General features: G+C 46.3%; 21 protein-coding genes. 17 read left to right on the top strand and 4 right to left on the bottom strand.

What is annotated here, in order from left to right; translation table 11 throughout:
* The first annotated feature begins 5 nt into the window (after positions 1 to 5).
* The 8 genes from C1S73_RS16890 (at position 6) to C1S73_RS16855 (ending at position 10450) form a co-directional block, all read left to right on the top strand.
* Complete coding sequence (locus C1S73_RS16890; RefSeq protein ID WP_038870557.1) at positions 6 to 3098, top strand: tetrathionate reductase subunit A; 3093 nt, start codon at positions 6 to 8, stop codon at positions 3096 to 3098.
* Positions 3099 to 3273: 175 nt separating this feature from the next.
* Positions 3274 to 3897, top strand: a complete 624-nt coding sequence (locus C1S73_RS16885; RefSeq protein WP_038870555.1) for a c-type cytochrome — start codon at positions 3274 to 3276, stop codon at positions 3895 to 3897.
* Entirely contained in the window at positions 3894 to 4955 is a 1062-nt protein-coding gene (locus C1S73_RS16880; RefSeq protein WP_081634780.1) for a c-type cytochrome, read from the top strand. The genes C1S73_RS16885 and C1S73_RS16880 overlap by 4 nt, the downstream gene beginning before the upstream one ends.
* 150 nt (positions 4956 to 5105) lie before the next feature.
* Entirely contained in the window at positions 5106 to 6110 is a 1005-nt protein-coding gene (locus C1S73_RS16875) for a substrate-binding domain-containing protein (RefSeq protein ID WP_038870622.1), read from the top strand.
* Between the two features lie 132 nt (positions 6111 to 6242).
* Positions 6243 to 7574, top strand: coding sequence for a paraquat-inducible protein A (locus C1S73_RS16870; protein WP_038870554.1), 1332 nt, complete (start codon positions 6243 to 6245; stop codon positions 7572 to 7574).
* Positions 7567 to 9213 carry an intermembrane transport protein PqiB gene (gene pqiB / locus C1S73_RS16865; RefSeq protein WP_038870551.1) on the top strand — a complete coding sequence of 549 codons (1647 nt, stop codon included), beginning with the start codon at positions 7567 to 7569 and terminating at the stop codon, positions 9211 to 9213. The genes C1S73_RS16870 and pqiB overlap by 8 nt, the downstream gene beginning before the upstream one ends.
* Positions 9213 to 9782: a PqiC family protein gene (locus tag C1S73_RS16860; protein WP_038870549.1), complete on the top strand. Its 570-nt coding sequence runs from the start codon at positions 9213 to 9215 to the stop codon at positions 9780 to 9782. The genes pqiB and C1S73_RS16860 overlap by 1 nt, the downstream gene beginning before the upstream one ends.
* A 95-nt stretch (positions 9783 to 9877) precedes the next feature.
* The gene (locus tag C1S73_RS16855) at positions 9878 to 10450 is read left to right on the top strand and encodes a TetR/AcrR family transcriptional regulator (RefSeq protein ID WP_038870548.1); all 573 of its coding nucleotides are present in this window, start codon (positions 9878 to 9880) and stop codon (positions 10448 to 10450) included.
* A gap of 142 nt (positions 10451 to 10592) precedes the next feature.
* Here the strand turns inward: C1S73_RS16855 and C1S73_RS16850 are convergent, their stop codons facing one another.
* Entirely contained in the window at positions 10593 to 10979 is a 387-nt protein-coding gene (locus tag C1S73_RS16850; protein WP_038870546.1) for a DUF4345 domain-containing protein, read from the bottom strand.
* A gap of 439 nt (positions 10980 to 11418) precedes the next feature.
* Between C1S73_RS16850 and C1S73_RS16845 the strand changes: the two genes are divergently transcribed.
* The 4 genes from C1S73_RS16845 (at position 11419) to C1S73_RS16830 (ending at position 13719) form a co-directional block, all read left to right on the top strand.
* Complete coding sequence (locus C1S73_RS16845) at positions 11419 to 12198, top strand: DUF481 domain-containing protein (RefSeq protein WP_038870544.1); 780 nt, start codon at positions 11419 to 11421, stop codon at positions 12196 to 12198.
* Between the two features lie 82 nt (positions 12199 to 12280).
* Entirely contained in the window at positions 12281 to 12763 is a 483-nt protein-coding gene (locus C1S73_RS16840) for an SRPBCC domain-containing protein (protein ID WP_038870542.1), read from the top strand.
* 156 nt (positions 12764 to 12919) lie between these two features.
* Positions 12920 to 13159, top strand: a complete 240-nt coding sequence (locus tag C1S73_RS16835; RefSeq protein ID WP_020197184.1) for a hypothetical protein — start codon at positions 12920 to 12922, stop codon at positions 13157 to 13159.
* A 107-nt stretch (positions 13160 to 13266) separates the two neighbouring features.
* On the top strand, positions 13267 to 13719 hold the full coding sequence (locus C1S73_RS16830) for a hypothetical protein (protein ID WP_038870540.1): 453 nt from the start codon (positions 13267 to 13269) through the stop codon (positions 13717 to 13719).
* 82 nt (positions 13720 to 13801) lie between these two features.
* On the opposite strand, the gene C1S73_RS16825 is transcribed toward C1S73_RS16830, so the two are convergent.
* The gene (locus C1S73_RS16825) at positions 13802 to 14164 is read right to left on the bottom strand and encodes an HMA2 domain-containing protein (RefSeq protein ID WP_020197182.1); all 363 of its coding nucleotides are present in this window, start codon (positions 14162 to 14164) and stop codon (positions 13802 to 13804) included.
* A gap of 140 nt (positions 14165 to 14304) precedes the next feature.
* Here C1S73_RS16825 and C1S73_RS16820 point away from each other — a divergent pair, with 140 nt between their 5' ends.
* The 5 genes from C1S73_RS16820 to C1S73_RS16800 are packed head-to-tail and all read left to right on the top strand — an operon-like array spanning position 14305 to position 18060.
* A complete protein-coding gene (locus tag C1S73_RS16820; RefSeq protein WP_078608395.1) occupies positions 14305 to 14637 on the top strand; it encodes an HMA2 domain-containing protein in 333 nt (110 codons plus the stop codon).
* On the top strand, positions 14634 to 15401 hold the full coding sequence (locus C1S73_RS16815; protein WP_038870539.1) for a YtxH domain-containing protein: 768 nt from the start codon (positions 14634 to 14636) through the stop codon (positions 15399 to 15401). Before C1S73_RS16820 ends, C1S73_RS16815 begins: the two co-directional genes overlap by 4 nt.
* A complete protein-coding gene (locus tag C1S73_RS16810; protein WP_020197179.1) occupies positions 15394 to 15699 on the top strand; it encodes a magnetosome protein MamC family protein in 306 nt (101 codons plus the stop codon). Before C1S73_RS16815 ends, C1S73_RS16810 begins: the two co-directional genes overlap by 8 nt.
* The gene (locus C1S73_RS16805) at positions 15689 to 16003 is read left to right on the top strand and encodes a hypothetical protein (protein ID WP_038870537.1); all 315 of its coding nucleotides are present in this window, start codon (positions 15689 to 15691) and stop codon (positions 16001 to 16003) included. The genes C1S73_RS16810 and C1S73_RS16805 overlap by 11 nt, the downstream gene beginning before the upstream one ends.
* The gene (locus C1S73_RS16800) at positions 16000 to 18060 is read left to right on the top strand and encodes a heavy metal translocating P-type ATPase (protein ID WP_038870535.1); all 2061 of its coding nucleotides are present in this window, start codon (positions 16000 to 16002) and stop codon (positions 18058 to 18060) included. Before C1S73_RS16805 ends, C1S73_RS16800 begins: the two co-directional genes overlap by 4 nt.
* A gap of 268 nt (positions 18061 to 18328) precedes the next feature.
* Here the strand turns inward: C1S73_RS16800 and C1S73_RS16795 are convergent, their stop codons facing one another.
* Entirely contained in the window at positions 18329 to 19342 is a 1014-nt protein-coding gene (locus C1S73_RS16795; RefSeq protein WP_102778962.1) for an IS110 family RNA-guided transposase, read from the bottom strand.
* 118 nt (positions 19343 to 19460) lie between these two features.
* Positions 19461 to 21308 (bottom strand): extracellular solute-binding protein, encoded by a 1848-nt coding sequence (locus C1S73_RS16790; protein WP_038869496.1) that lies wholly within the window; start codon positions 21306 to 21308, stop codon positions 19461 to 19463.
* Positions 21309 to 21574 lie beyond the last annotated feature (266 nt).

Genomic DNA, 21574 nt, shown 5'->3' with positions numbered 1-21574 from the left:
TCATTATGGATAACAAACGCCGTCAGTTTTTGAAATCTGGCCTTGCAGTGGGAGGGCTTGGTGCCTTTGCTGCAGGCTACGCAACCACCACCAAACACATGGTAGAAGGTGCTATTCATGGCACTGCGGGTGAGAAAACCCGTGATATTCACCACGGCAACTCACTGGAGCCCGAATACAAGGTGAACGACAAGGGCAACTTAATCCCGAACCCAAATCAGCGTGTTGCGCCATCAATGTGTTTTGGTTGTTGGAGCTTATGTGGATTGCGCGTTCGTATCGACAATCGTAACGATGAGATCCTGCGCATTTCGGGCAACCCATACCATCCGTTATCACATCAGCAACACATTCCATTTGAGACGCCAGTAAAAGACGCTTACTTGAGCTTGGCGGGTGAAAACGGTTTAGAGGGCCGTTCCACAGCGTGTGCTCGCGGTAACGGCATGATGGAAATTCGTAATAGCCCTTATCGTATAACCCAACCACTGAAGCGTGTGGGTAAACGTGGTGAAGGCAAATGGGAACCAATCAGCTACGAGCAATTGGTGGACGAAGTCGTTAACGGTGGCGATCTGTTTGGCGAAGGTCATGTTGAAGGTTTGAAAGACATTCGTGACCTCACGACGCCCGTTGATCCACAAAACCCAGAATACGGCCCGAAAGCCAACCAACTGTTGATGACCAACGCCGGTAACGAAGGCCGTGACGATATCTTCAAGCGTTTTGCTTTTAACAGTTTTGGTACGCGTAACTTTGGCCACCATGGTTCTTACTGTGGCTACGCTTTCCGTGCAGGCAGCGGCGCATTCATGAACGATTTGGATAAGAACGCCCACTTAAAGCCAGACTTCGATAATGCCGAATACGTTATTTTTATTGGCATGTCACCAGCACAAGCGGGTAACCCGTTCAAACGTCAGGCTCGTCAGCTAGCCAAAGCACGTACCGAAGGCAAACTGGAATACACCATTATCACGCCGAGCTTGCCAGCAGGTTCATCCAGCCTTGCTGCGGGCGATAATAACCATTGGATGCCAATTAAACCGGGCACCGATTCAGCCTTGGTTCTTGGCATGATTCAGTGGATCATCGCCAACGAACGCTACAACAAAACCTTCCTTGCTCAACCAGGAGCAACGGCGATGCAAAGAGCGGGCACGGCACATTGGTGTAATGCCACTCACCTTGTGATCAGCGATGAATCTCACCCACGTCACGGGCACTTCTTACGTGCATCTGAAATGGGCATGCCATTTGAAGGGGAAGCACTGTCAGAGACAGATCCATACGTGATTGTCGATGCGCAAAGCGGCGAGTTGAGCGTACACAAGCAGGCGGGTGAAGCATCGTTGTTTGTCGACCAAGATGTAGAGCTGACATCAGGTGTCGTTCGCGTTAAGTCATCCTTGCAACGTTTGAAAGAGGAAGCGTTTAAATACGATCTGGACTTCTACAGCGAGCAATGTGAGATCCCAGCGGATCAAATCATCGCGCTAGCAAAACGCTTTACCAGTCATGGTACTAAAGCGGTTGTTGATACTCATGGCGGCAACATGCACACCAACGGCTTCTACAACGCCTTCACCATCATGATGCTCAATGCTCTGATTGGTAATATCAACATGAAAGGCGGCGCAATGGCGAAAGCAGGCGGTTATCCGACATCTGCCGCAGGCCCTCGTTACGACTTCACTCAATTTGAAGGCAAAGTGGGACCAAAAGGTGTGTTCCTTTCACGCAGCAAATTCCCTTATCAGAAAACCAGCGAATACAAACGTCGCGTGGAGGCAGGCGAATCCCCTTACCCTACTCGTGCTCCTTGGTATCCGTTTGCAGCGCCTTTGCTTACCGAGCATCTATCGGCAGCGATCGATGGTTATCCATACCGAGTAAAAGCGTGGCTCAACCATATGGCGAACCCAATTTATGGGGTACCGGGTTTAAAAACGCTGCTTGAAGACAAGCTAAAAGATCCAAAGCAGCTTGGTTTGATTGTTTCTGTCGATGCCTTCATCAACGAGACCACTGCACTATCGGACTACATAGTGCCTGATACCGTCACTTACGAAAGCTGGGGCATGGCATCACCTTGGCATGATGTTCCAGTAAAAGCAGTAACGGCTCGCTGGCCAATCGTGGAAGCGCGCACAGAAAAAACCGCCGATGGTCGCAGTATTTGTCTCGAGAACTTCCTGATTGATATCGCCAAAAAGATGCAGCTAGGCGGCTTTGGTGACAGCGCCATCAAAGACACGCAAGGTCGTTTACACGGTATTCACTCTGCTGAAGACTTCTATCTTCGCTCAGCAGCCAACCTTGCCTACGTGAAAGGTGGCGTTCCGGAAGTGAGCGCAGAGGACATTGCTTGGTCTGGTCTTGAGCGTCTATTGCCAAGCATGCAAAAAGCACTAACACCAGATGAGATGAAGCGCGTGGCATACATTTTTGCTCGTGGTGGTCGCTTTGAAAACGCTACAGAAGCCTACAAAGGCGAGCAAATGAAGTACAAGTGGACGCGTCCAGTCGCGATTTGGAACGAGCGTGTTGGCAGCGCAAGAAACACCATGACAGGCGAGTTCTACAGTGGCTGTCCGACTTGGCATCCACAAAAGCTCGCAGATGGCACACCACTTGAGACTCAGTACCCGAAAGCCGAGTGGCCATTCAGCCTGACCAACTTTAAATCGAACATTCACAGCGCGGTATCCAATTTGTCACCACGCTTAAACTCGATTAAAGGTGTTAACCCTGTTTACATCCATCCAACGGATGCCGCTGCGGTTGGCATTCAAACTGGCGATCATTTCGTGATTGAAACTCCAGGAGCCAGCACCACAGCACTTGCAATGGTCATGTCTGGTATCCGCCAAGGAACGCTCGGTTTTGAACATGGCTTTGGCCACACAGAGCTAGGTCAGCGTGCGCACTGGATTGGTGATAAACAACAACCAGTGAAAACCAGCGGCAATGATGGCGTCAACATCAACGACGTAGGTTTGATTGACCCTACTCGTGAAGGTAAAGGTGTGATGCTAGACTGGGTGGTTGGTGCAGCAGCTCGTCAATCTCTGCCTGCGAAGATTCGCAAAGCGTAGCAATTCAGCCATCATTTGTTCGTTAGGCTTCTTCCCTTTTAGGGTGGAAGCCTTTCTTATTTCTGCAGTAAGCCGCAATGCCTCTCCACAAGATTTATGTGGATTTCCACAATAGCCACAACTAATAACAATACTCACAATAATGCGCTCAAATAATAATCAAATGTGAGTCAGCATGTTTCGTAACTTATCTTTGGCTGCGCTTTGCTTGAGTGCCGCCTCTTTCGCAGCCTATTCTGCACCACTCCCCGAACACGGTGAGATCTGTACCGGATGCCATGGTGTCGACGGTAAAGGCCAAGCAGGTATCGCACCTATGCTTGCCGGACTGAATGCCGACTATATGGAAAGTCAGCTCGAACTCTTCTCGAACGATAAGCGCCACAATGTCATCATGAAAAGCATGGCCGATGAGCTTAGCGACCCAACACTTCGTGCAGAAGTTCTGCAATATTTTGCTCAATTGCCAACTTGGGAATTTTCCGACCTTGAGCAGCGCGGTGACCAAGCCGATATCAGCAATCCTTATCGCAAACTGGTTTATCAAGGAGACTGGGATCGAAACATTCCCGCCTGTTCAACTTGCCACGGCGCAAGTGGCATGGGCGTAGACAAATTCCCGCGCCTTGCGAGCCAACAAGCCGATTACTTACAAAACCAACTTCATGCTTGGAAGAACGGCACTCGTAGCGGTGATCCGCTCAATATGATGGGCAGCATTGCGAAAAAGCTCACCGATAAAGAAATCGAAAACTTGTCTTACTACTTCGCTTCTTTGCGTTATGAGGAGTCGAAATGAAACTGATTTATTCTCTACTGCTTGCAAGCATCTCAACCCTCGTGCACGCCAGTGATGCAGCAAACCATGAACTGCCAGATCGCCAAACAGAACTACCAGCGGTACAAAAGCACGCTGATACGCAATACCTTAAACCTCGCGATTTAAGCACAATCGAAAACGACGAGTTTGGTCAAAAAGTAAAATACGGCTACTCACTGTTTGTGAACTCCCAGCAAATGCGTGGACGCTATGTAGGTAACGAACAAAACTGTGTAAATTGCCACATGGAAGCCGGACGTAAAGCCAACGCCGCGCCTCTGTGGGCGGCTTATATGGCCTACCCTGCTTATCGCAAAAAGAACGACAAAGTAAACAGTTACGCCGACCGCATTCAAGGCTGCTTTACCTATTCGATGAACGGCAAGCCACCAGCAAAAGATTCCAAAGAGTTAGAGGCGCTCAGCGCTTACGCCTATTGGCTGGCAATGGGTGGTTTATTGGACCAATACGGCATGCAAGATGAACCAGTTCCAACCATTAGCACGAAGCAATTATTGACGGGCGGTAAAGCGGAAGATTTCCCGTTGCCAGAAAAAATCGCTAACGCTTTGCCTGCGGAGAAACGTGGCAACCTAGCAGGCCGTGGCTACCCAAAAATTGATAACCCAGAGCTTGAGCCTTCACCAGAGCGTGGCGCGCAAGTTTACGTCGACAACTGCGCGGCCTGTCATGGAGAAAGTGGTCAAGGTATTCACGATGAAAACGGCCGCTCTTACATTCCACCTTTGTGGGGCGAATACGCTTACAACTGGGGCGCAGGCATGCACCGTATCAACACTGCGGCTTACTTCATCTACGAGAACATGCCTTTGGGCAAAAGCGTTCAATTGAGTAAACAAGATGCATGGGATGTCGCGGCTTACATCAACAGCCATGAACGCCCTCAAGATCCACGCTACAAAGGTGACCTCAAGGCTAACGCGGCGAAATACCACAACCACCAAGGCTACTACGGCAAAGAAGTGAATGGTCATGTTTTAGGCAGCAAAGCCTTCCCGCCAACTACGGTAGATTAAGGCGTAACTTCAATTCGACTAAAAGCGTGTTCACTTGAGCACGCTTTTTTGTTTTAAAACCTTGATACACCGCCACTATTCTCAATTGGGTGTTTGAGTTCATCCGCTGTGCATTGTTAAATGAAGCAAATTTCAGATCCTGAGTTCCCTATGGCTACCATCAAAGACGTCGCAAAAGAAGCTGGCGTATCCATTGCAACCGCATCTCGCGTCATCAATGACGCCCCACACACCAGTGAATCCGCGATTGTCGCCGTCAAAGAAGCAATGAAGAAACTAGGCTATCGGCCGAATGCCAATGCGCGCGCACTGGTCAGTAAATCGTCCAACGCGATCGGGGTATTGGTCAACGACGTTTCTGCGCCCTTTTTTGGCACCATGGTCAAAGCCATCGACACCATTGCCAGTGAGCAAGAGAAACAGCTTCTGATTGGCAGTGGCTATCATGATGCCGTGAAAGAGCGCAACGCGATCAACTTGCTGATCAACAGCCGCTGTGAATCTTTGGTCGTGCACAGCAAAGGTATGACGGATGCCGAGCTAACCACGCTCGCTCATGAAATTCCGGGAATGGTGCTAATCAACCGTATCGTGCCAGACATCGCTTCACGCTGTATTGCGTTGGATAACCGCAAAGGCTCTTACATTGCAACTGAGCATTTGATTCGCAATGGACACGAACACATCGGCTATATCTGCTCAGGTCATGATATTGAAGATGCACGCGATCGCCGCGACGGCTATCTTGATGCTCTGCGAGATAACGGCATCAAGATTCGTGAAGAATACATCGAATACGGCGAGCCAGACGAAACCGGCGGTGAGCAAGGCATGGTAAACCTGATGGCGAAGAACACGCCCATCACTGCTGTTGCTACCTACAATGACTATATGGCCGCAGGTTGCATGACGTTACTGCAAGAAAACGGCGTCCGTATTCCTGAGGACATGTCGGTGATTGGATTCGATGATGGCCATATCGCACGCTACATTTACCCTCGCCTAACGACCATTCGTTACCCAATTCAAGTCATGGCAAATGAAGCGGTCAAACTCTCACTTCAGTTAGTAAATAACGAAGAAGCCGAACGCACAGAACACAAATTGTTCATGCCAATTCTGGTCAGACGTGCTTCTGTTGGCAATATCAAATAACCTCAAACCAGCCTCACCGGCTGGTTTTTTCTATTAAACAGGTAAGAAGCTTGTAAAACATCCCCGCAAAAACAAGCGCATATCTTGAAAAAGGGTTATTCTTAGTGATTAAAAGTACGAAATAATAACTGAATGAGCATTCAACCCAATTCACGTCAATTAGTCTCCTGTGATGAGTGCGGCTTGGTCGTTCGTATCCCAGATATCGAGCAAGGTCAAAAAGCGCAGTGTCCTCGTTGCGAACATTCGCTTACCAAAGTGAACGCGAAACCGTATCAAAGCGTCATTGCTGTATCGGTGGCTTGCTTGATCACCTTAGTTTTAAGTGTCTCATTCCCGTTTATGTCATTCAGTGTTCAAGGCTTATCTCAAGAGATTACCTTGATGCATGCCGCTAAGATGCTAGCCGAGTTTCATAACGCATTACTCGGAGCTTTGCTTCTGGCGACCGTCGTGGTGCTGCCCGCAATCTACGTCGGATTAATTCTGTTTTTACACCTTGAAGCCTTGAAGTCACTCAAGCATCCATTAGGTAAGAAGCAGATTCGCATGGCGAAAACCCTATGCCGGATCTTATTCCGTGTTGAACCATGGTTGATGGTCGATGTATTCCTGATCGGTGTCTTAGTGAGCTTAATTAAAATCGCCTCACTGGCTGAGATTGGCATGGGTAGTTCATTTTGGGCATTCTGTGTTTACACCGTGCTGGTCGTGAAATGTATTTCAATGGTCGATAAGAGCTGGCTGTGGGGACACTTCATTCCTGCGATTGAACTGCCAAATGTGAAAGAAGGTGATACGCACCACAATGAAAACCACATTGGTTGTCACACCTGTCATCAACTCAACCCTATTGAAGACAAAAAACATCAAAAGTGTCTTCGTTGTGATAGCCCAATACACAAATACAACCCTACAGATAGCATGCAGAAAGCATGGGCCTTACTTTTTGCGGCAATCATTTTCTACATTCCAGCGAACCTTTATCCAATGATGTATACAGTGAGCCTCGGTCATTCCGAAGGCTCGACCATCATGGAAGGTGTGGTTCTTCTGTGGCAACTGGGCTCCTACCCTATTGCAGCGGTTATCTTCTTCGCCAGTGTGTTTATCCCAATGGCAAAAATGTTGGCACTCGCTTGGCTGTATTTCAACGCTCAAAAAGCACAATACTTGCCTCCTGAAGAAAGTATTTCACGCTTGAAAATCTACCGAATTACAGAATTTATCGGTCGTTGGTCGATGATTGATATTTTTGTTGTCGCTATTCTGGTTGCGCTCGTGCAGTTGCAAAACCTAATGGCGATTTACCCTGGTCCAGCAGCGCTTTCATTTGCTGCTGTGGTCATACTCACCATGCTCTCTGCAATGATTTTTGACTCGCGTTTGTTGTGGCAATTACCACAAAACGAAGCGCAGGAGCCAATGACTAATAACTTAAATGAGAAAGCCAAATATGAGTGATGAGAACAAGGCAACCGCTCAAATAAAACCGCAAAAGCAGGTCTCTGCGATTTGGATCATTCCGATCCTTGCGTTAGCGATGGGAGCGTGGATGCTGTTCCAATACATCAACAGCACAGGACCAGAGATCACACTGAAATTACCAACAGCAGAAGGTATTGAAGTCGGTAAAACAGAGATCAAAGCACTGAACGTAAAAGTTGGCGTGGTTACTGACGTTAAACTCAGCGAAGACTATGACCACATCATCGCTACAGCACAAATGAACAAAGACGCGAAACGCATGCTGCGTGAAGACTCCATGTTCTGGGTCGTTAAGCCTCGTATTGGTCGTGAGGGCGTGTCAGGTTTAGAAACCCTGTTATCTGGTGCCTACATTCAACTTCAACCAGGTAATTCTCAGGTCGAAAAAGAGCATTTTGATGTTCTCGATGTGCCACCTGTCGCTTCCCCTGACGCAGAAGGTCTACGCATTGTATTGACACACCGCGAAGCTGGAAAACTTGGTGTTGGTGACCCAGTGATCTACAAAGGCTTTACCGTGGGTCGAGTTGAAACCACTAGTTTCGATGTCGACACTCGCCGCGCTTTGTACCAACTGTTTATCTTCAAGCCATATGACAGCCTTGTACGTACCAAAACTCATTTTTGGTTGAGCTCAGGTGTCGATTTGCAGCTTAATGCGGAAGGCTTTGAGGTGAAGTTCGGTTCACTAGAAAGCATGATTACGGGCGGCGTAACCTTCGATACCCTGCCAGGAATGGGCGCAGGAGATGAGCTTAAAGAAGACATGACACACTTCCGTTTGTTCGATGATGTTAAACAAGTGCGCGAAGGCATGTACGATGAATACATTCAGTTTGTGATGATGTTTGAAGAGTCTGTTCGTGGTCTGAAAGCTAAAGCACCGGTTGAATACCGTGGTTTACGCATTGGTACCGTTATCAAAGTGCCTATGCGAATGCCAACGCCAGAAGAAGACTTCTCCGCGAAGAAAATCCCAGTGCTTGTACGTATTGAGCTTGGCCGAGTTTATGAAAATTTACCATCAAGCCAACTGCCAAGGTTCAAGGAGAAGCTAAAAGAAGAGTTTGCCAAAGGTCTTCGCGGTACGCTGAAAACGGGTAACTTGTTAACGGGTGCGCTGTATATCGATGCGGATTTCTATCCTGATGATGAACCTTACGTGCCGAGCCAATTTGAAGATTTAGATGTCTTCCCAACCAAACAAGGTGGCTTTGCTCAGGTTCAACGCCAAGTGAATGACTTCCTAACCAAGCTAAACAGCTTACCAATGGAAGACACGTTGAACTCACTGAACAAGACATTGAAGAACTCGGAAAAAACGCTTGCTTCAGCAGAGCGTGTTGCGAGCAGTGTGGATCGTCTCCTCAACCAAGAAGACACCAAAGCGATTCCAGCCGACATTCGTAAGAGCCTAGAACAGCTGCAAAGAACATTAGATGGCTACGGTCCGAACTCCACCATGTACAGTGAAATGGAGTCGACGCTGAAAGAGCTAGAACAAGTAATGACTGAGTTCAAACCAGTCCTTAAGCAGTTGAACGAAAAACCAAATTCATTGGTATTTGGCGAAGATGAAGTCAACGACCCAATCCCAGTTAGAGGACAAAAATAATGAAACGCGGACTTTTATTGATTTCTGCCCTTCTGGCAGGTTGCAGTAGCGCTCCTGAAGACACAGGCGCTTTGTATGTCTTACCGGAAGCAAGCTCAGCAAAGGTAAGCGACACCATGATTGCACAGCGTCCACAACTTGTGGTTCGCCCAGTTGAATTAGCAAGCTATCTTGCCGACAGTGGCATAGTGTATCGCGCTTCAGAGACCCAGATCATCCAAGCGAAACATAATCAGTGGGCGCACAGTATCTCTGAGCAAATTACTCAACGAGTGATCGCTGAACTGCGTGGCAAACAAACTCTATACTGGCCGGTAGACGTCAATAACCTGCTCGACCAGAGTGGCGAAAGCAAGCTTCAATTGTCACTGAGCAAGTTCAATGGCAGTTATGAGGGCAAAGCTGAAATCGAAGGCGAATGGCTCATTGTTGATGCTAACGGCAAAGTGAAGACCAGTGCACCGGTAAAAATCAGTATGCCTTTACAAGATGAAGGCTACGATGCGCTTGTCGACGCACTATCGGTGGGTTTGAACAATCTGACAGACCAAATCGCAGCTCAGCTATAACACTCCTCGCCCATTCAGTTCTCTGAGTGGGCGACTTTTTCTCCCCTTGTTTTCCCGATACACTGTAACCCTGCCCTTTTAGTGAGTGATAAAGAATGAAAGACATGCGACAAGCGTTGCTCGATGCCGGATTGCATTTGGTCAATGAACACGGCTTTGCTGGTGTGGGTTTAATGAAGATCATCAACGAAGCAGAAGGTACTAAAGGGTCGTTTTATCACTACTTCAAATCAAAAGAACACTTCGGTGCGATTTTGCTGCACGACTACTTTGAAACGCATCTCGAACGCTTAGACCGCTTCCTTTCAGATGAAACAAAAACGCCGCAAGAACGCGTACAAGCTTACTTTGATGATTGGTGTGTGGTGAAGTTAACCGACGACTTTCGTATTCAGTGCTTAGTCGTCAAACTCGCGGGTGAAGTTTCTGGTCACGACACTGAAATGCAAAGTGAAATGGCTGCCGGCACTAAGAAAATGATTGAGAAAATGACGACTTTCTTTGAGCGCAGTAATCAAGAAGACACGCTTAGTTTGTCTGCACCGAAACAAACAGCAAAAACACTGTTTAGCTTGTGGCTTGGTTATACCTTGCTTGCGGCAATGCAAAAGGATCGCACAATTTTAGATGATGCGATGCAAACCACCATCAAGCTGCTAAGCGAGTAAGACATACTCGGCAAAACACGCGCAGCACATACGTCGACCCCATCAAGATAAAGACAACAAAGCCAGCATTTCGCTGGCTTTGTGTTTATTTGGTCACTAACCCTAGCGCTATACGACGAAGTATCCCTTTCATAGATTTTCCTTATGCTGTTTGCTCTTCTTTTCTGATCATCTTCAGCCCCACTAAGCCAAAGCCGAACTCCAAAAATAGATACACGACTAACAACCAATGCGGCATTCCGTCTACTAGCAAACTCAAGAGCCTTCCCATCGCTAAGCCCCACATAAAAATGACCAAGCTATACAGTGCAGGTAGACGATATTTGGTACTCATCGCCCCAATTACCCAAAACATAGCGAGCGCTAAATACAATCCCATGACCGCTCGGAAAATGTGGCTAACATTCACCGAGGATGCATCAATCCCAAATAAAAATGAGAGCGAGTCAACCGGTGAAAAACCATAAGAAAGTGCAATTGGGGTAAGACCTGCCGCAGCTAAGAGAAGAAAAATACTTTGAATTTTCATGACGTCTCCTGATTCGCTGTTTCACATACAGCGTAGTTAAATTAACAAATTAAACAGGTTGCATATTTAATGCATTTTTGAAAGGGGCTTGATTACGCCAGCCTGTCTTTAAGCAAACATCAATAAAGGCGCCAAAATACACAAACCAGATAGCAGGACGTTTTCGATTTTCATCTGGGATTCTCCGTCAAATATCATTCCATCGACGTTGAATGTTGAACGCGTTACCACGTTCTTCGATGGTCAAAGAATACACAACACAAACCGGTCGGTCTAGTGTTATTTACAAAAAGATCTTAGCTCGATCATAGAGAATTGGTATCACACTGAATTGAAAAGAAAGTTATCCATAAACCTGATATTTTGAATTACTGCAATCCATGCTCTACGCTAATTTTGTGCAATTCATTTAATAACGATTACAAACACGGACGTTGATATGGCTAAGATGACCTTCCCTTCTATCGCCCTTATTTCCTCGCTTTCAGTGGCTCCAAACGCAATAGCAGAAGACACGCAATCCCCACCAAGCAACTGGCAACACAGTGTCGAGATCTACATGCTCGCCTTAAATATCAATGGTGATACCACCATGGGTAACTTCTCTTCCAGTCTCGATGTCGATCCAAAATTCATCATGGATCATCTCGACATTGGTGCTATGGCAAGACTTGAAGGGGTATATCAAAACAAATGGGGTTACTACATCGATTACAGTTTTATGGACCTCAGTGGTGACGTAAATAACCTGTCAGGTATTCTCCCAAATGTCAGTTATCGTGCTGATTTGGAAATCCGTCAGGGCGTTCTCGAAGCAAAAGCATTTCAGCGTGAAACCTACTCCTTCGGCATGATCGATTACATGTTTGGCTTACGTTGGTGGGATAACGACATCAAGGGTAAGGTTTACCGCAACGATAACCGTATTCTGGTGGATAGACTCAACATCAAAGAAGACTGGGTTGATTTTCTAATGGGTGTTCGATGGATCAATAACCTAACCAAAGATTGGCGCTTTCATGCCAGCTTGGATGCCGGTTTAGGTAAAGACACCAACTTCACCTATGCGACCCAATTTGGTTTGCGTTACCACATTAATGATTGGTCAGACGTTAACCTCGCTTATAAATCCACTTGGGTTGATTACGTAAACGAAGGAACCTTTGAATACGATACCGCTTCGCATGGCTTCTTAATCGGTCTTGGTTTGTACTTTTAATCACTTTAGGGCGAAGTGTTTCGGCACTTCGTACCGGACTCTCCTAAGCTAATAAGAACGAGTGTCATAAGGTGTTGCTTAGATGAACAAATCGGAAGTTATCTGGCCGGATTATTATCATCCCAAACATTCTCATATTCATGTGCGTAGCCAAATCGAAATCCCTGAACCTCCCGAGGTTGTTTGGCAACACTTAGTTCGTGCTCATGAATGGCCCGCATGGCGAGACGGAAAAACCATGGTGCAGATCCTAAGTGGCGACAGCACATTGTGCAAAAACACCATGTTTCGTTGGAAAGCCTCTTGGCTAGACTTTCATTGTACGGTTGTCGAATACACACAGCATCAGCGCTTGGCTTGGAAAGGGAAAAAAGGCGGCGTTGATATGTATCACGCGTGGGTGTTGGAACCAACCAAAACCGGTTGCAGTATTGTCACCGAAAGCACGCAACGTGGTGGCATGACTTGGCTTACCAAATACTTTGCACCAAAAAGGTTGAGAAGATACCATCTCAAATGGCTAGAAGAGTTATGTCGTCAGTCTCATGGTCACTGCGGCAAATAAGCACCAATGCCCCCGCCTACCGACGGATATGTACAATAAATGCCCCCTCCCTGATCTCAATCATATTTGAGACACATTGCATGAGATACCCTTAGCGAAAACTATAAAACCCAATCATATGACCCTATGGTCAATAGATAAGGCGCTTGAGCAGCAATGTCGATTAACATTTCAGATCTAACCACCGCATTAAGCAAGGTGGAGCACATCCACAAAGTTCAATTGGAAAACGTGCATCAGTTTTTTAAGTCTAACGAAACTTTCTCGGTAAAAGCCTTTAGCCAAATTGTGGCAACGGACTCTATTGATGAACGTTTTAAAGCTATCGACAAAGAATTTGCTTTGTTGGGTGATGCTAAAACTTACCTGCTAGAGGCTTCTTACTTAGTTGCTTAGAAACAAAGCTGACTAAAGTAAAAAATTGCGCTTTCAAACCTTAAATGAGATTTATTTTTAATCGCATTACTGCTAAATTATCAGCAGTTATCGTATGAGGTTTTGCAATGAACGCGAAGAAAGCGCTCAAAAAATTGAAGAAGAAAACGGTTAATAAAGTCGCCTCTTCTTCAAACAAACAACTTAGTGCATTAAAGAACAATGCATTAGGTAGTGTTGTCACATCTCAATCCCGCACTTCCTCATCACAAAGTGAACTCGTTAATGAGCTAAAAGGCGTAGCAAACCAAGCCGCAATGAGCGCGGCTTATGAACTTGCCGCCCCACTCAATCCGTTGTTGTCTTGGTTTAACGATGCTGGAGGTGTGGTTGATTTCACTACTTCAGCTAAAAAAGCGTCAACGCCACGACCTAAGCAATCTGCCAATGATACAGCACCTGCATTTTCGGTAAAATCAGTGGGACATTTACCCTTAAAGTCACCACCTTGCAAACGATGCCCTGCTCTTTCTAACGGCATTTGTAAATGTGCAGCTAAAAAGTTTAGGTTGAGCGCATAAATTCCCACGCGAGTACCCACAGATTAGATCAAAAAAGCCCGACATCACGTCGGGCTTTTTGCTATTCATTTTTCGCGGTCATTTATGCCAAGTTCATGATCACTCGGCTGACAGATGGGCCAACAATTCGGGTTAACGCCACCCCAGTTAATCCTTTAACGAGACTCTTCGTTCCACTCACCATCGCTTTCTCAACAAAAGACGGTTTTTCGCTACTCTGCGTCCAATGGTGACTTTCTAGAATTTCCATCAGGCTATCACAATCAAGCTCTTCACTATCAAAACTGATAGCAACCGAACCTGCGTATCGCTTGTGCTTAATTTCGTGTACGGCATCAATCTCTTCCAACTGACAAATCAGTTCCGCAACCTCATTAGGGTGATCTTTAATGTAGTCAGAACGAACTCTAAGTCGCTGATTTGTCTTGTGAATGTAAGTATTCATGCTAGCACCAATCCAAATGATAACTATTACTGTTTGCAACAGTACCACTGAAATTGATTAAGCGCAAAACATTTGTAATTAGTTTGTCACATGATCGTTTTTCCCAATGAATCGCACTTTGCTTACCGTATAATTTTTTTATGAAACAGTACGTCGACCAGGCCTTAAAACTAAGAAAGTGGGTATCGATTGGCCATCATATCCCGGGAAGAGTAAGACTCAAATACAAGCTGGGCATCGTAGCGCACCTTGCCAAATTCCGTAGTGACGACATCGAGAAAGCCATTTCTTCTATTCCTGCGTTCAAAAACTACAAGTTGAACAGTGCGACGGGAAGCATCGTCATCGAATACGACCCAATGACAGTCAACCCTAAGGCGATTGACGCGTTGTTTTCGGATTCAGAACAAGCTGCGGAGCAAGCATGCTATTCGATCGCTGAGCAATTGGACTTAAATGGAGAACGTTCATGAGTGACTCATTGAACAATGCAAATCCATACGAAGCCTACTTCAAGGCTATGATGGAAATGCAAAAGGAAATGGCGAATGCTTACATGGCAAGTATGCAAAACGGTGAAATGCCGCCAATGATGATGCCTCATCAAATGGGTATGATGCCGCATTTCCCACATCCTGCATTTTGTCATCCCCACCAAATGCCACCGGGCATGGGGGCACAATTCCATCCAGGAATGATGCCACCGCCTCCACACTGGCCACATCCGGGGATGATGCAACACCCACCTCAACCTCAACAACCACCACAGACTCCTGAAACACCGGAGAGCGACCCATTATTCGAGCAGGCTCAGGCAATGCTAGAAGGCGCTCTAGGTGAAGAAGCAGGCATGTTTAAAGAGATATTAGGAACTTTCGGTATGAACGATAAAGAGTTTTGGAAAGGCGCTATGGTAGGCGCTGCAGCAGCACTTCTACTTAGCAATGAAAATGTGCGCGGCAAACTAATGGGCTTGGTATCAGGTGCTGGCGATATGCTGAAATCTGGTGGTTCGAGCGTAAAAGAAGGCGCTGTTAATACCGCAAGCGCAGTCAAAGAGAACGTTTCAACAGGTAGCGAGATCTTCAAAGATACTTACGCTGCCGGCAAGCAAGGCTTTCAAGAGTCTGTAGAGCGCCACAAAGAAGAACCTGCAATCAAAGAAGTAGCAGAAAAAGCGCCTCGCGAAGAAAGCGAAGGTGAAGATGGCCAACCCGTTATTAAAGAACATGAGTAATTCAGCCAATAAACTCAGTTCTGCCAATCGCGCTATGCTCGTTGGTGCTATAGCCGGCGGTAGTGCAACGATTGCCAGCCAATGGAAAGAGCACAAAGCTGGCAATATCGACACCAATGAAATGGCGACTAACGCAGCGAAATCCGCGCTAAAAACCGCAGCTATCGCTGGTGCGACAACTTATGTGGCAGAAAAAATGGCAGGCCGCCCTGCACTGTCCATGCTGACGATTCTCAGCGTCGGTGCAGCAGGCCTTTACCTTATGGATCAAGCTTCGGACTCTAAAAATGAACAATAACAACCCATACTACGGTTACCCTTATTACGGATATCCGCAACAACAAAACCAAGCGGCTGAACAACAACCAGTTGAACAACCTTACAAAAAGCAAAATACCAAAACCCATTTTGCTATGGGTGTGGCTGCAGGCGCTGCAGTTGCTTACCTTCTAACCAATAAAAAGTTCCAACAAGGCGTTGCAACGACTGGCGAAAAAGCGTGGTCTGCGGTTCGTGGCGAAGTTGAAGAACTAAAAGAGCGTTTGGAAGACACCCAAGCAGAGCTGGAATACTACCGTAACCTTTACAAAGGCGAAGAATGATCTCGATTCAGGTAAAGCATCACTTTCCCGGTCGAATCCGCTTTAAAGCATCAGCACTGAGACATCACAAAGATGTGGGTACTTGGATTGAAACCAGTTTAATGGCGATCCAAGGCATTAGTGCGGTACGAGTGAACGAATCTGCCCATTCTGTTGTGGTGGAATACGACACGCAATTGCTGCAAGCAAAAACTGTCGAAGAGCGTTTAAACCAGCTTGATTTAAACGACGCAACGCAAGAAGAAACGGAACATAAGTTCACTCGCGGCGATATTGCAATGAACGTGATTGGCACTATCGCTGCAGCTTTGCTGCCAAACAAATGGGGCGCACTTTCAACAGCTACCTTAATTGCCCCAACGCTGTTTGAAGGTGTGAGCGACCTAAAAGACAAAAACATCTCGGTTGAAGTTTTGGATGCGATTGCGGTTGGTCTCTCAGCTTGGCGCGGTGATTATCGTACCGCAATGATGACACAAAGCTTGATCAGCCTTGGGGAATACATGGAGCAGAAAACCAGCCGTAATAGTGACCAACTATTGGCTGATTTAATGCGCCCTCAAGAGTCGATCGTTTGGCGCGTCGATGGGTCAGACCGCACTCAAGTCAACTCGACGGAACTGAATGTTGATGACATCATTGAACTGGCTCCTGGCGTTTCAATTCCTGTTGACGGCACCATTGTAAAAGGCGCGGCGTTAATCAACCAATCATCTCTTACTGGTGAGAACGTGCCTGTTCGTCGTGAAGAGAGCGCGGTTGTTTACTCTGGTACTAGTGTTCATGAAGGCACTATTCAAGTTCGTGTTGATAAAGTCGGAAGTGAAGCGACAACCGCAAAAATTGCTAAGTTGATTTACGACTCGTTGAGTGAAAAAAGTGAAATTCAACAAGTCACACAAGACATGGCGAATCGCCGTGTAAAAATCACTTTAGGGATTGGTGCAGCTGTCTTCGCACTAACTCAAGACATCAACCGCGTTGCATCGGTGTTTCTTGTCGATTATTCCTGTGCCTTGAAACTGAGTACCCCAGTAACGTTCAAGTCCATCATGTACCGTGCTGCGCAACAAGGCATCTTGTTTAAAGGCGGCAGTGCAATTGAGAAGTTAGTGAAAATCGACACTTGTGTGTTCGATAAAACAGGGACACTAACGTATGGTGATATGCAGGTAACGGATGTCATTCCCCTCTGCGACTCGAACTCTGCACGTGACTTGCTAGCGATTGCTGCCTCGGTAGAAGAGCACAGTAACCACCCGCTATCTCAGGCTGTGGTAAACGCTGCCAAGCACAACCAACTGCCGCACATTGAGCATGGTGAAGTGGAGTACGTGATTGCACACGGCCTCAAGAGCACAATGAACGAACATGAGTTGGTTATGGGTAGCCGTCACTTCCTAGAAGTGCATGAGGACGTCGACTTCACGCCATTTGAAGATGTGATTAAGAAATACGAGGCGCAAGGTCGCCATCTTATCTTTATCTCTCATCAAAATGTCTTAATTGGCATGATTGGCTTGCGTGATCACTTACGTGAAGATGCACTAGAAACCCTGAGTGCCCTTCGCCAGTTTGGTGTAAAAGAGCTGATCATGATTACGGGTGATAGCCAATTCAAAGCCAGCATCCTTGGCAATGAGCTGAAGCTAGATCGTATCTTTGCCGAAGCGGTACCTTCTGAGAAATCGACTATTGTCGAAGCGCTTCAAGCAGAAAGTCGCACTGTTATGTTTGTCGGTGATGGTGTTAACGATGCTCCAGCACTCACTGCGGCAGATGTTGGTGTTGCGATGGGCCGAGGAACCGAACTCGCCCGCCAAGTCGCGGACGTAGTTCTACTTCGTGACCATTTGTCTGGATTAGCAGAAGCGCGCGAACTTGCTAACATCGCCATGCATGTTATCAACTCCAATATTAAAATTGCTGAGTACGTGAATAGCGGAATCATGCTTGCAGCCGCGCTAGGGTGGTTAAACCCAGCCATGAGTGCCCTGCTCCATAATGGTACGACATTGTCTATTCTTGGTCGTTCTGCGGCGCTAAGACATGGATAATCCCTGTATTCATCGTCCATTTAGATAGAAAAATGTATGGTCCGCCCCGTTATTGCAACTACAATTAAGTAATAACGGAGTTGGTTTGCGCTAATGTATTCGGAGTCCACGTTGGGAACATTAACTTCCCGCTCCACGATGATATCCGCGCCAGATTATCCTTAAAAGCCCCAAAGCAACTAGGTGCTATTTTTTGTATCAGGTTACTAATCTGGCCGTTCGACCGTTTTTGTCATCACGTTCATTGGCGTTGCAAACTTGGTTATGGCTATACAGCCTTAAAAGCTTGGCGGTGGTACAACACCGCCCAAGCTATTCTTGCTAGCTTATTGGCAAGTGCGACTACCACTACATTAAACGGCTTTGTTGCTCGTAAATTGACTAACCAATCTCCAAACACTTTTCCTGTTGTTTCTATCCTAGATAGCACGGACCTCGCTCCATGTATAAATAGAGCGCGAAGGTGTTTGTTCCCTCGTTTACTCATGCCTAATAGCTTTGATTTGCCACCCGTTGAATACTGCCTTGGAACGAGTCCTAGCCATGCAGCCATCTCGCGACCTCCACCAAAGTTTGAAAGAGAACTGATATTGGCCACACACAACGTTGCTGTTAAATCACCAATACCAGGAATACTCTTCAAAAGTTCGGCATTTTCATTATTTTCAGTAATCGCTTTCAGTTTTCTATCTTGAGTAGATACTTGCTCATTTAGGTATTTATAGTGCTCATGAATCGAGAGCAACTCAGCGACCAGACTCGGTGGTAGCTTTATATCTTGCTCGGCCAACCACTGAAATAGCGCTTTCATCTTGGCATGGCCTTTAGGAAAACTCAGCCCAAACTCAAGTAGTATTGCTCCAATTCGGCTCATACAAGCCGTTCGTTCTTTGATATAACCATCCCTCACTCGATGGATAGCTGCGATTACCTGAGCTTCCTCTGACTTGGCAGAGACAAATCTCATGCTTGGTCGACTCGCTGCTTCTGCTATCGCAGCCGCATCAATAAAGTCGTTCTTATTACCTTTGACGTAAGGTTTTACATATTGAGGCGGGATAAGTCGAACTCGATGCCCATAGGCTTCACACTTTCTCGCAAGCCAGTGAGCACCACCACAGGCTTCAAAAGCGATGATGGTAGGTTCAAGTACAGATAAGAAACGGAGTAGTTGGCTTCGACTAAACTTACGGCGAATAACGTCTTTGCCAGTGTGATTGTTGCCAACCGCATGAAAGCAGTGCTTGCCTAAATCGATACCTAAGATGTGAATGGTAGACATATGGTTCACCTCGTTCTGAGAGCCTACTCTAAGCGTAGGGCTTGAGAGTGAGGCGGACCATATAATTAGCCCCGACACAATCGAGTTTCGGGGCTTTTTGTTGTTTGCTATCTAACAACTAGTTCGATGACAGCTTGTAACGGTCGTCGATAACCGTCACTTCAGGGAACGATTTCCCCGCCTTCATCGCTTTCTCTGTTTCTTCCTTCACAGACTTATCAATCCAGAAGTTTGAAATATCCATTGGGTGCAAAATCCATTCGGTATTTTTTGTCATCCCATTCTTAGGAATCTTAACCCAACGCCAATGTGCATCACGTGTGTAAGGGACCATGTAACCAGGAACAATGACGTTTGCATCACCGATGTATTTTTGGATCTGACGAGACAAGTCGTAGCGTTTTTGTTGTTCAAACTCATTATCATACGCTTCAATCAGCTTATCTAGCTCTGGGCTGCTGTAGTTTGTATGTGCATTAGTTTGAGGCTTATTCGCATTATCTGAGTGGAAGTATTCCCAGTACGCAGGGATCTCACCAGAACCCATATTCAAAAATGCTAGTTGGTGCTTCTTCTCCAGAATGTATTTAAACGCCGAAGAACCATCAACAAGGTTTAAGGTAAACTCCAAACCTGCCAACTTCGCTTGCTCTTTTAAGTACGCAATACGTGGAGTGTGTGAGTTGTAACCGTAGGTAATCGCAAAACTCAAACGCTCACCTTTATCATTGACGCGGATACCATCCGAACCAATTTTATCAAAGCCGGCTTTCTCGAAATGTTTTACTGCCTCTGCAGCATCAAACTTCGGTGGTGTGTTGCTTGGATCATCATACTCACCGTGGCCAAAACCAAGACCATGTGGCTTACGAGAGTAGTCACCACGCATTATGTTTGCGATCATACCGTCGTAGTCTGTTGCTGCCATCACACCTTTACGCACTTCTAAGTTGTCTAGCATCGGCATTGCCGTGTTCATCCACAGACCACCCGCCCCCTGAGGCGACTGGTTGAAGCCCCAGTATTTTTGTACATAGCCTTTCTTGTACACTTCACTGTCTGTTTTATCATGCCAGAAGTTAGGTAACACCATCTCGAAGTAGTCTAAATTGCCCTTCTCGAAGTGCTTCATTGCGATGTCTTCATCACGGATCACGGTAATACGAACCTTGTCTACATTGTAACGATTTTTGTAGTAACGGTTGTTATAACCCCACCAATCTTCACCAACGTGTTTAAACGTCACGCTCTTACCTTTCTTTACTTTATCAATGTAATAAGGTGCCGCGGTAGGCTCTGATTTGAAGTTGAACTTACGAACAAAGTTGTCCGGCATACCATCTTTGTTTTCATCTTTTTCCCCTTCAAAAAAGTGCTCTGGGCGAGGCTGAAAACCATTACTTGGCATGTTGATCAGAACCATCAAAGCATCTTGGCTCTGTTCCACAGCAAGGTTTACTTGGATGGTGTAGTCATCGATTTTCTCTACGCTTACAATGCTTGTTTTAAAGAAATCGTTGTACCACGGATCAATGATGTCTTCTGACGTGTAGTACTTCATCATAAACACGTAATCATCGGCGGTTATCTTCTCACCATCGGACCATCTTGCCGTCTCATCTAACTTGAAATAAACGCTTTTGTTGTCATCGCCAAATGCCCATTCCTTAGCAAGTTGGGGAATCCATTTACCCGTATCAGGATGGCGCTGAGCGAGTTTAGGAGTGCCATCCATTAAGTATTGGCGAAGACCAGAGTTCGCATCAGGACCGACACTGCGTAACGTTTGAGGGAAGCTTCGAATAAAAGTACGGTATGTTCCACCTCGTACCGCTTCTTCTGAAGCAAACAGAGGCTCATTATTGTTTGAAATCCATTCTACCTCTGCTGGTAGCTCAGCTGCGCTAACTTGAAAGCTGGTTGCCATCAAGGTTGCCAGTGCTGCAAATGGCAGGGTTTTTATCATTGTATTCTTCCTTGTTGTGTTTACGCGGTAAGACTGATGGAGCGACAACAAGTGAATCTCGGAGAGGCTATGCCAAGGCACAGTAAAGGAAATAATAAGCGCTAATACCAAGTGAATTCCTGTCCACTTTACGTATTAATATCAGAGAGTTTCACGAGGTCATCCTAGACCTTACAACGCAGTGAATGCATCAACCTCATAGTATTCGTTACACATTTGTAACGCAACCCATCCATAACACATGCTTGCAATTTCACATCATCACA

The sequence above is a fragment of the Vibrio jasicida 090810c genome, assembly GCF_002887615.1.
GTDB lineage: Bacteria > Pseudomonadota > Gammaproteobacteria > Enterobacterales > Vibrionaceae > Vibrio > Vibrio jasicida.
This window is presented reverse-complemented; position numbering and strand designations above follow the sequence as displayed.

Coding starts and splice junctions, on each gene's coding strand:
- C1S73_RS16825 (WP_020197182.1), bottom strand. CDS start 14,164: ATGAATACTTACATTCACAAGACAAATCAGCGACTTAGAGTTCGTTCT.
- C1S73_RS16790 (WP_038869496.1), bottom strand. CDS start 21,308: ATGATAAAAACCCTGCCATTTGCAGCACTGGCAACCTTGATGGCAACC.
- C1S73_RS16855 (WP_038870548.1), top strand. CDS start 9,878: ATGAAAGACATGCGACAAGCGTTGCTCGATGCCGGATTGCATTTGGTC.
- C1S73_RS16845 (WP_038870544.1), top strand. CDS start 11,419: ATGGCTAAGATGACCTTCCCTTCTATCGCCCTTATTTCCTCGCTTTCA.
- C1S73_RS16830 (WP_038870540.1), top strand. CDS start 13,267: ATGAACGCGAAGAAAGCGCTCAAAAAATTGAAGAAGAAAACGGTTAAT.
- C1S73_RS16810 (WP_020197179.1), top strand. CDS start 15,394: ATGAGTAATTCAGCCAATAAACTCAGTTCTGCCAATCGCGCTATGCTC.
- C1S73_RS16835 (WP_020197184.1), top strand. CDS start 12,920: ATGTCGATTAACATTTCAGATCTAACCACCGCATTAAGCAAGGTGGAG.
- C1S73_RS16880 (WP_081634780.1), top strand. CDS start 3,894: ATGAAACTGATTTATTCTCTACTGCTTGCAAGCATCTCAACCCTCGTG.
- C1S73_RS16805 (WP_038870537.1), top strand. CDS start 15,689: ATGAACAATAACAACCCATACTACGGTTACCCTTATTACGGATATCCG.
- pqiB (WP_038870551.1), top strand. CDS start 7,567: ATGAGTGATGAGAACAAGGCAACCGCTCAAATAAAACCGCAAAAGCAG.
- C1S73_RS16875 (WP_038870622.1), top strand. CDS start 5,106: ATGGCTACCATCAAAGACGTCGCAAAAGAAGCTGGCGTATCCATTGCA.
- C1S73_RS16815 (WP_038870539.1), top strand. CDS start 14,634: ATGAGTGACTCATTGAACAATGCAAATCCATACGAAGCCTACTTCAAG.
- C1S73_RS16890 (WP_038870557.1), top strand. CDS start 6: ATGGATAACAAACGCCGTCAGTTTTTGAAATCTGGCCTTGCAGTGGGA.
- C1S73_RS16840 (WP_038870542.1), top strand. CDS start 12,281: ATGAACAAATCGGAAGTTATCTGGCCGGATTATTATCATCCCAAACAT.
- C1S73_RS16800 (WP_038870535.1), top strand. CDS start 16,000: ATGATCTCGATTCAGGTAAAGCATCACTTTCCCGGTCGAATCCGCTTT.
- C1S73_RS16885 (WP_038870555.1), top strand. CDS start 3,274: ATGTTTCGTAACTTATCTTTGGCTGCGCTTTGCTTGAGTGCCGCCTCT.
- C1S73_RS16795 (WP_102778962.1), bottom strand. CDS start 19,342: ATGTCTACCATTCACATCTTAGGTATCGATTTAGGCAAGCACTGCTTT.
- C1S73_RS16870 (WP_038870554.1), top strand. CDS start 6,243: ATGAGCATTCAACCCAATTCACGTCAATTAGTCTCCTGTGATGAGTGC.
- C1S73_RS16820 (WP_078608395.1), top strand. CDS start 14,305: ATGAAACAGTACGTCGACCAGGCCTTAAAACTAAGAAAGTGGGTATCG.
- C1S73_RS16860 (WP_038870549.1), top strand. CDS start 9,213: ATGAAACGCGGACTTTTATTGATTTCTGCCCTTCTGGCAGGTTGCAGT.
- C1S73_RS16850 (WP_038870546.1), bottom strand. CDS start 10,979: ATGAAAATTCAAAGTATTTTTCTTCTCTTAGCTGCGGCAGGTCTTACC.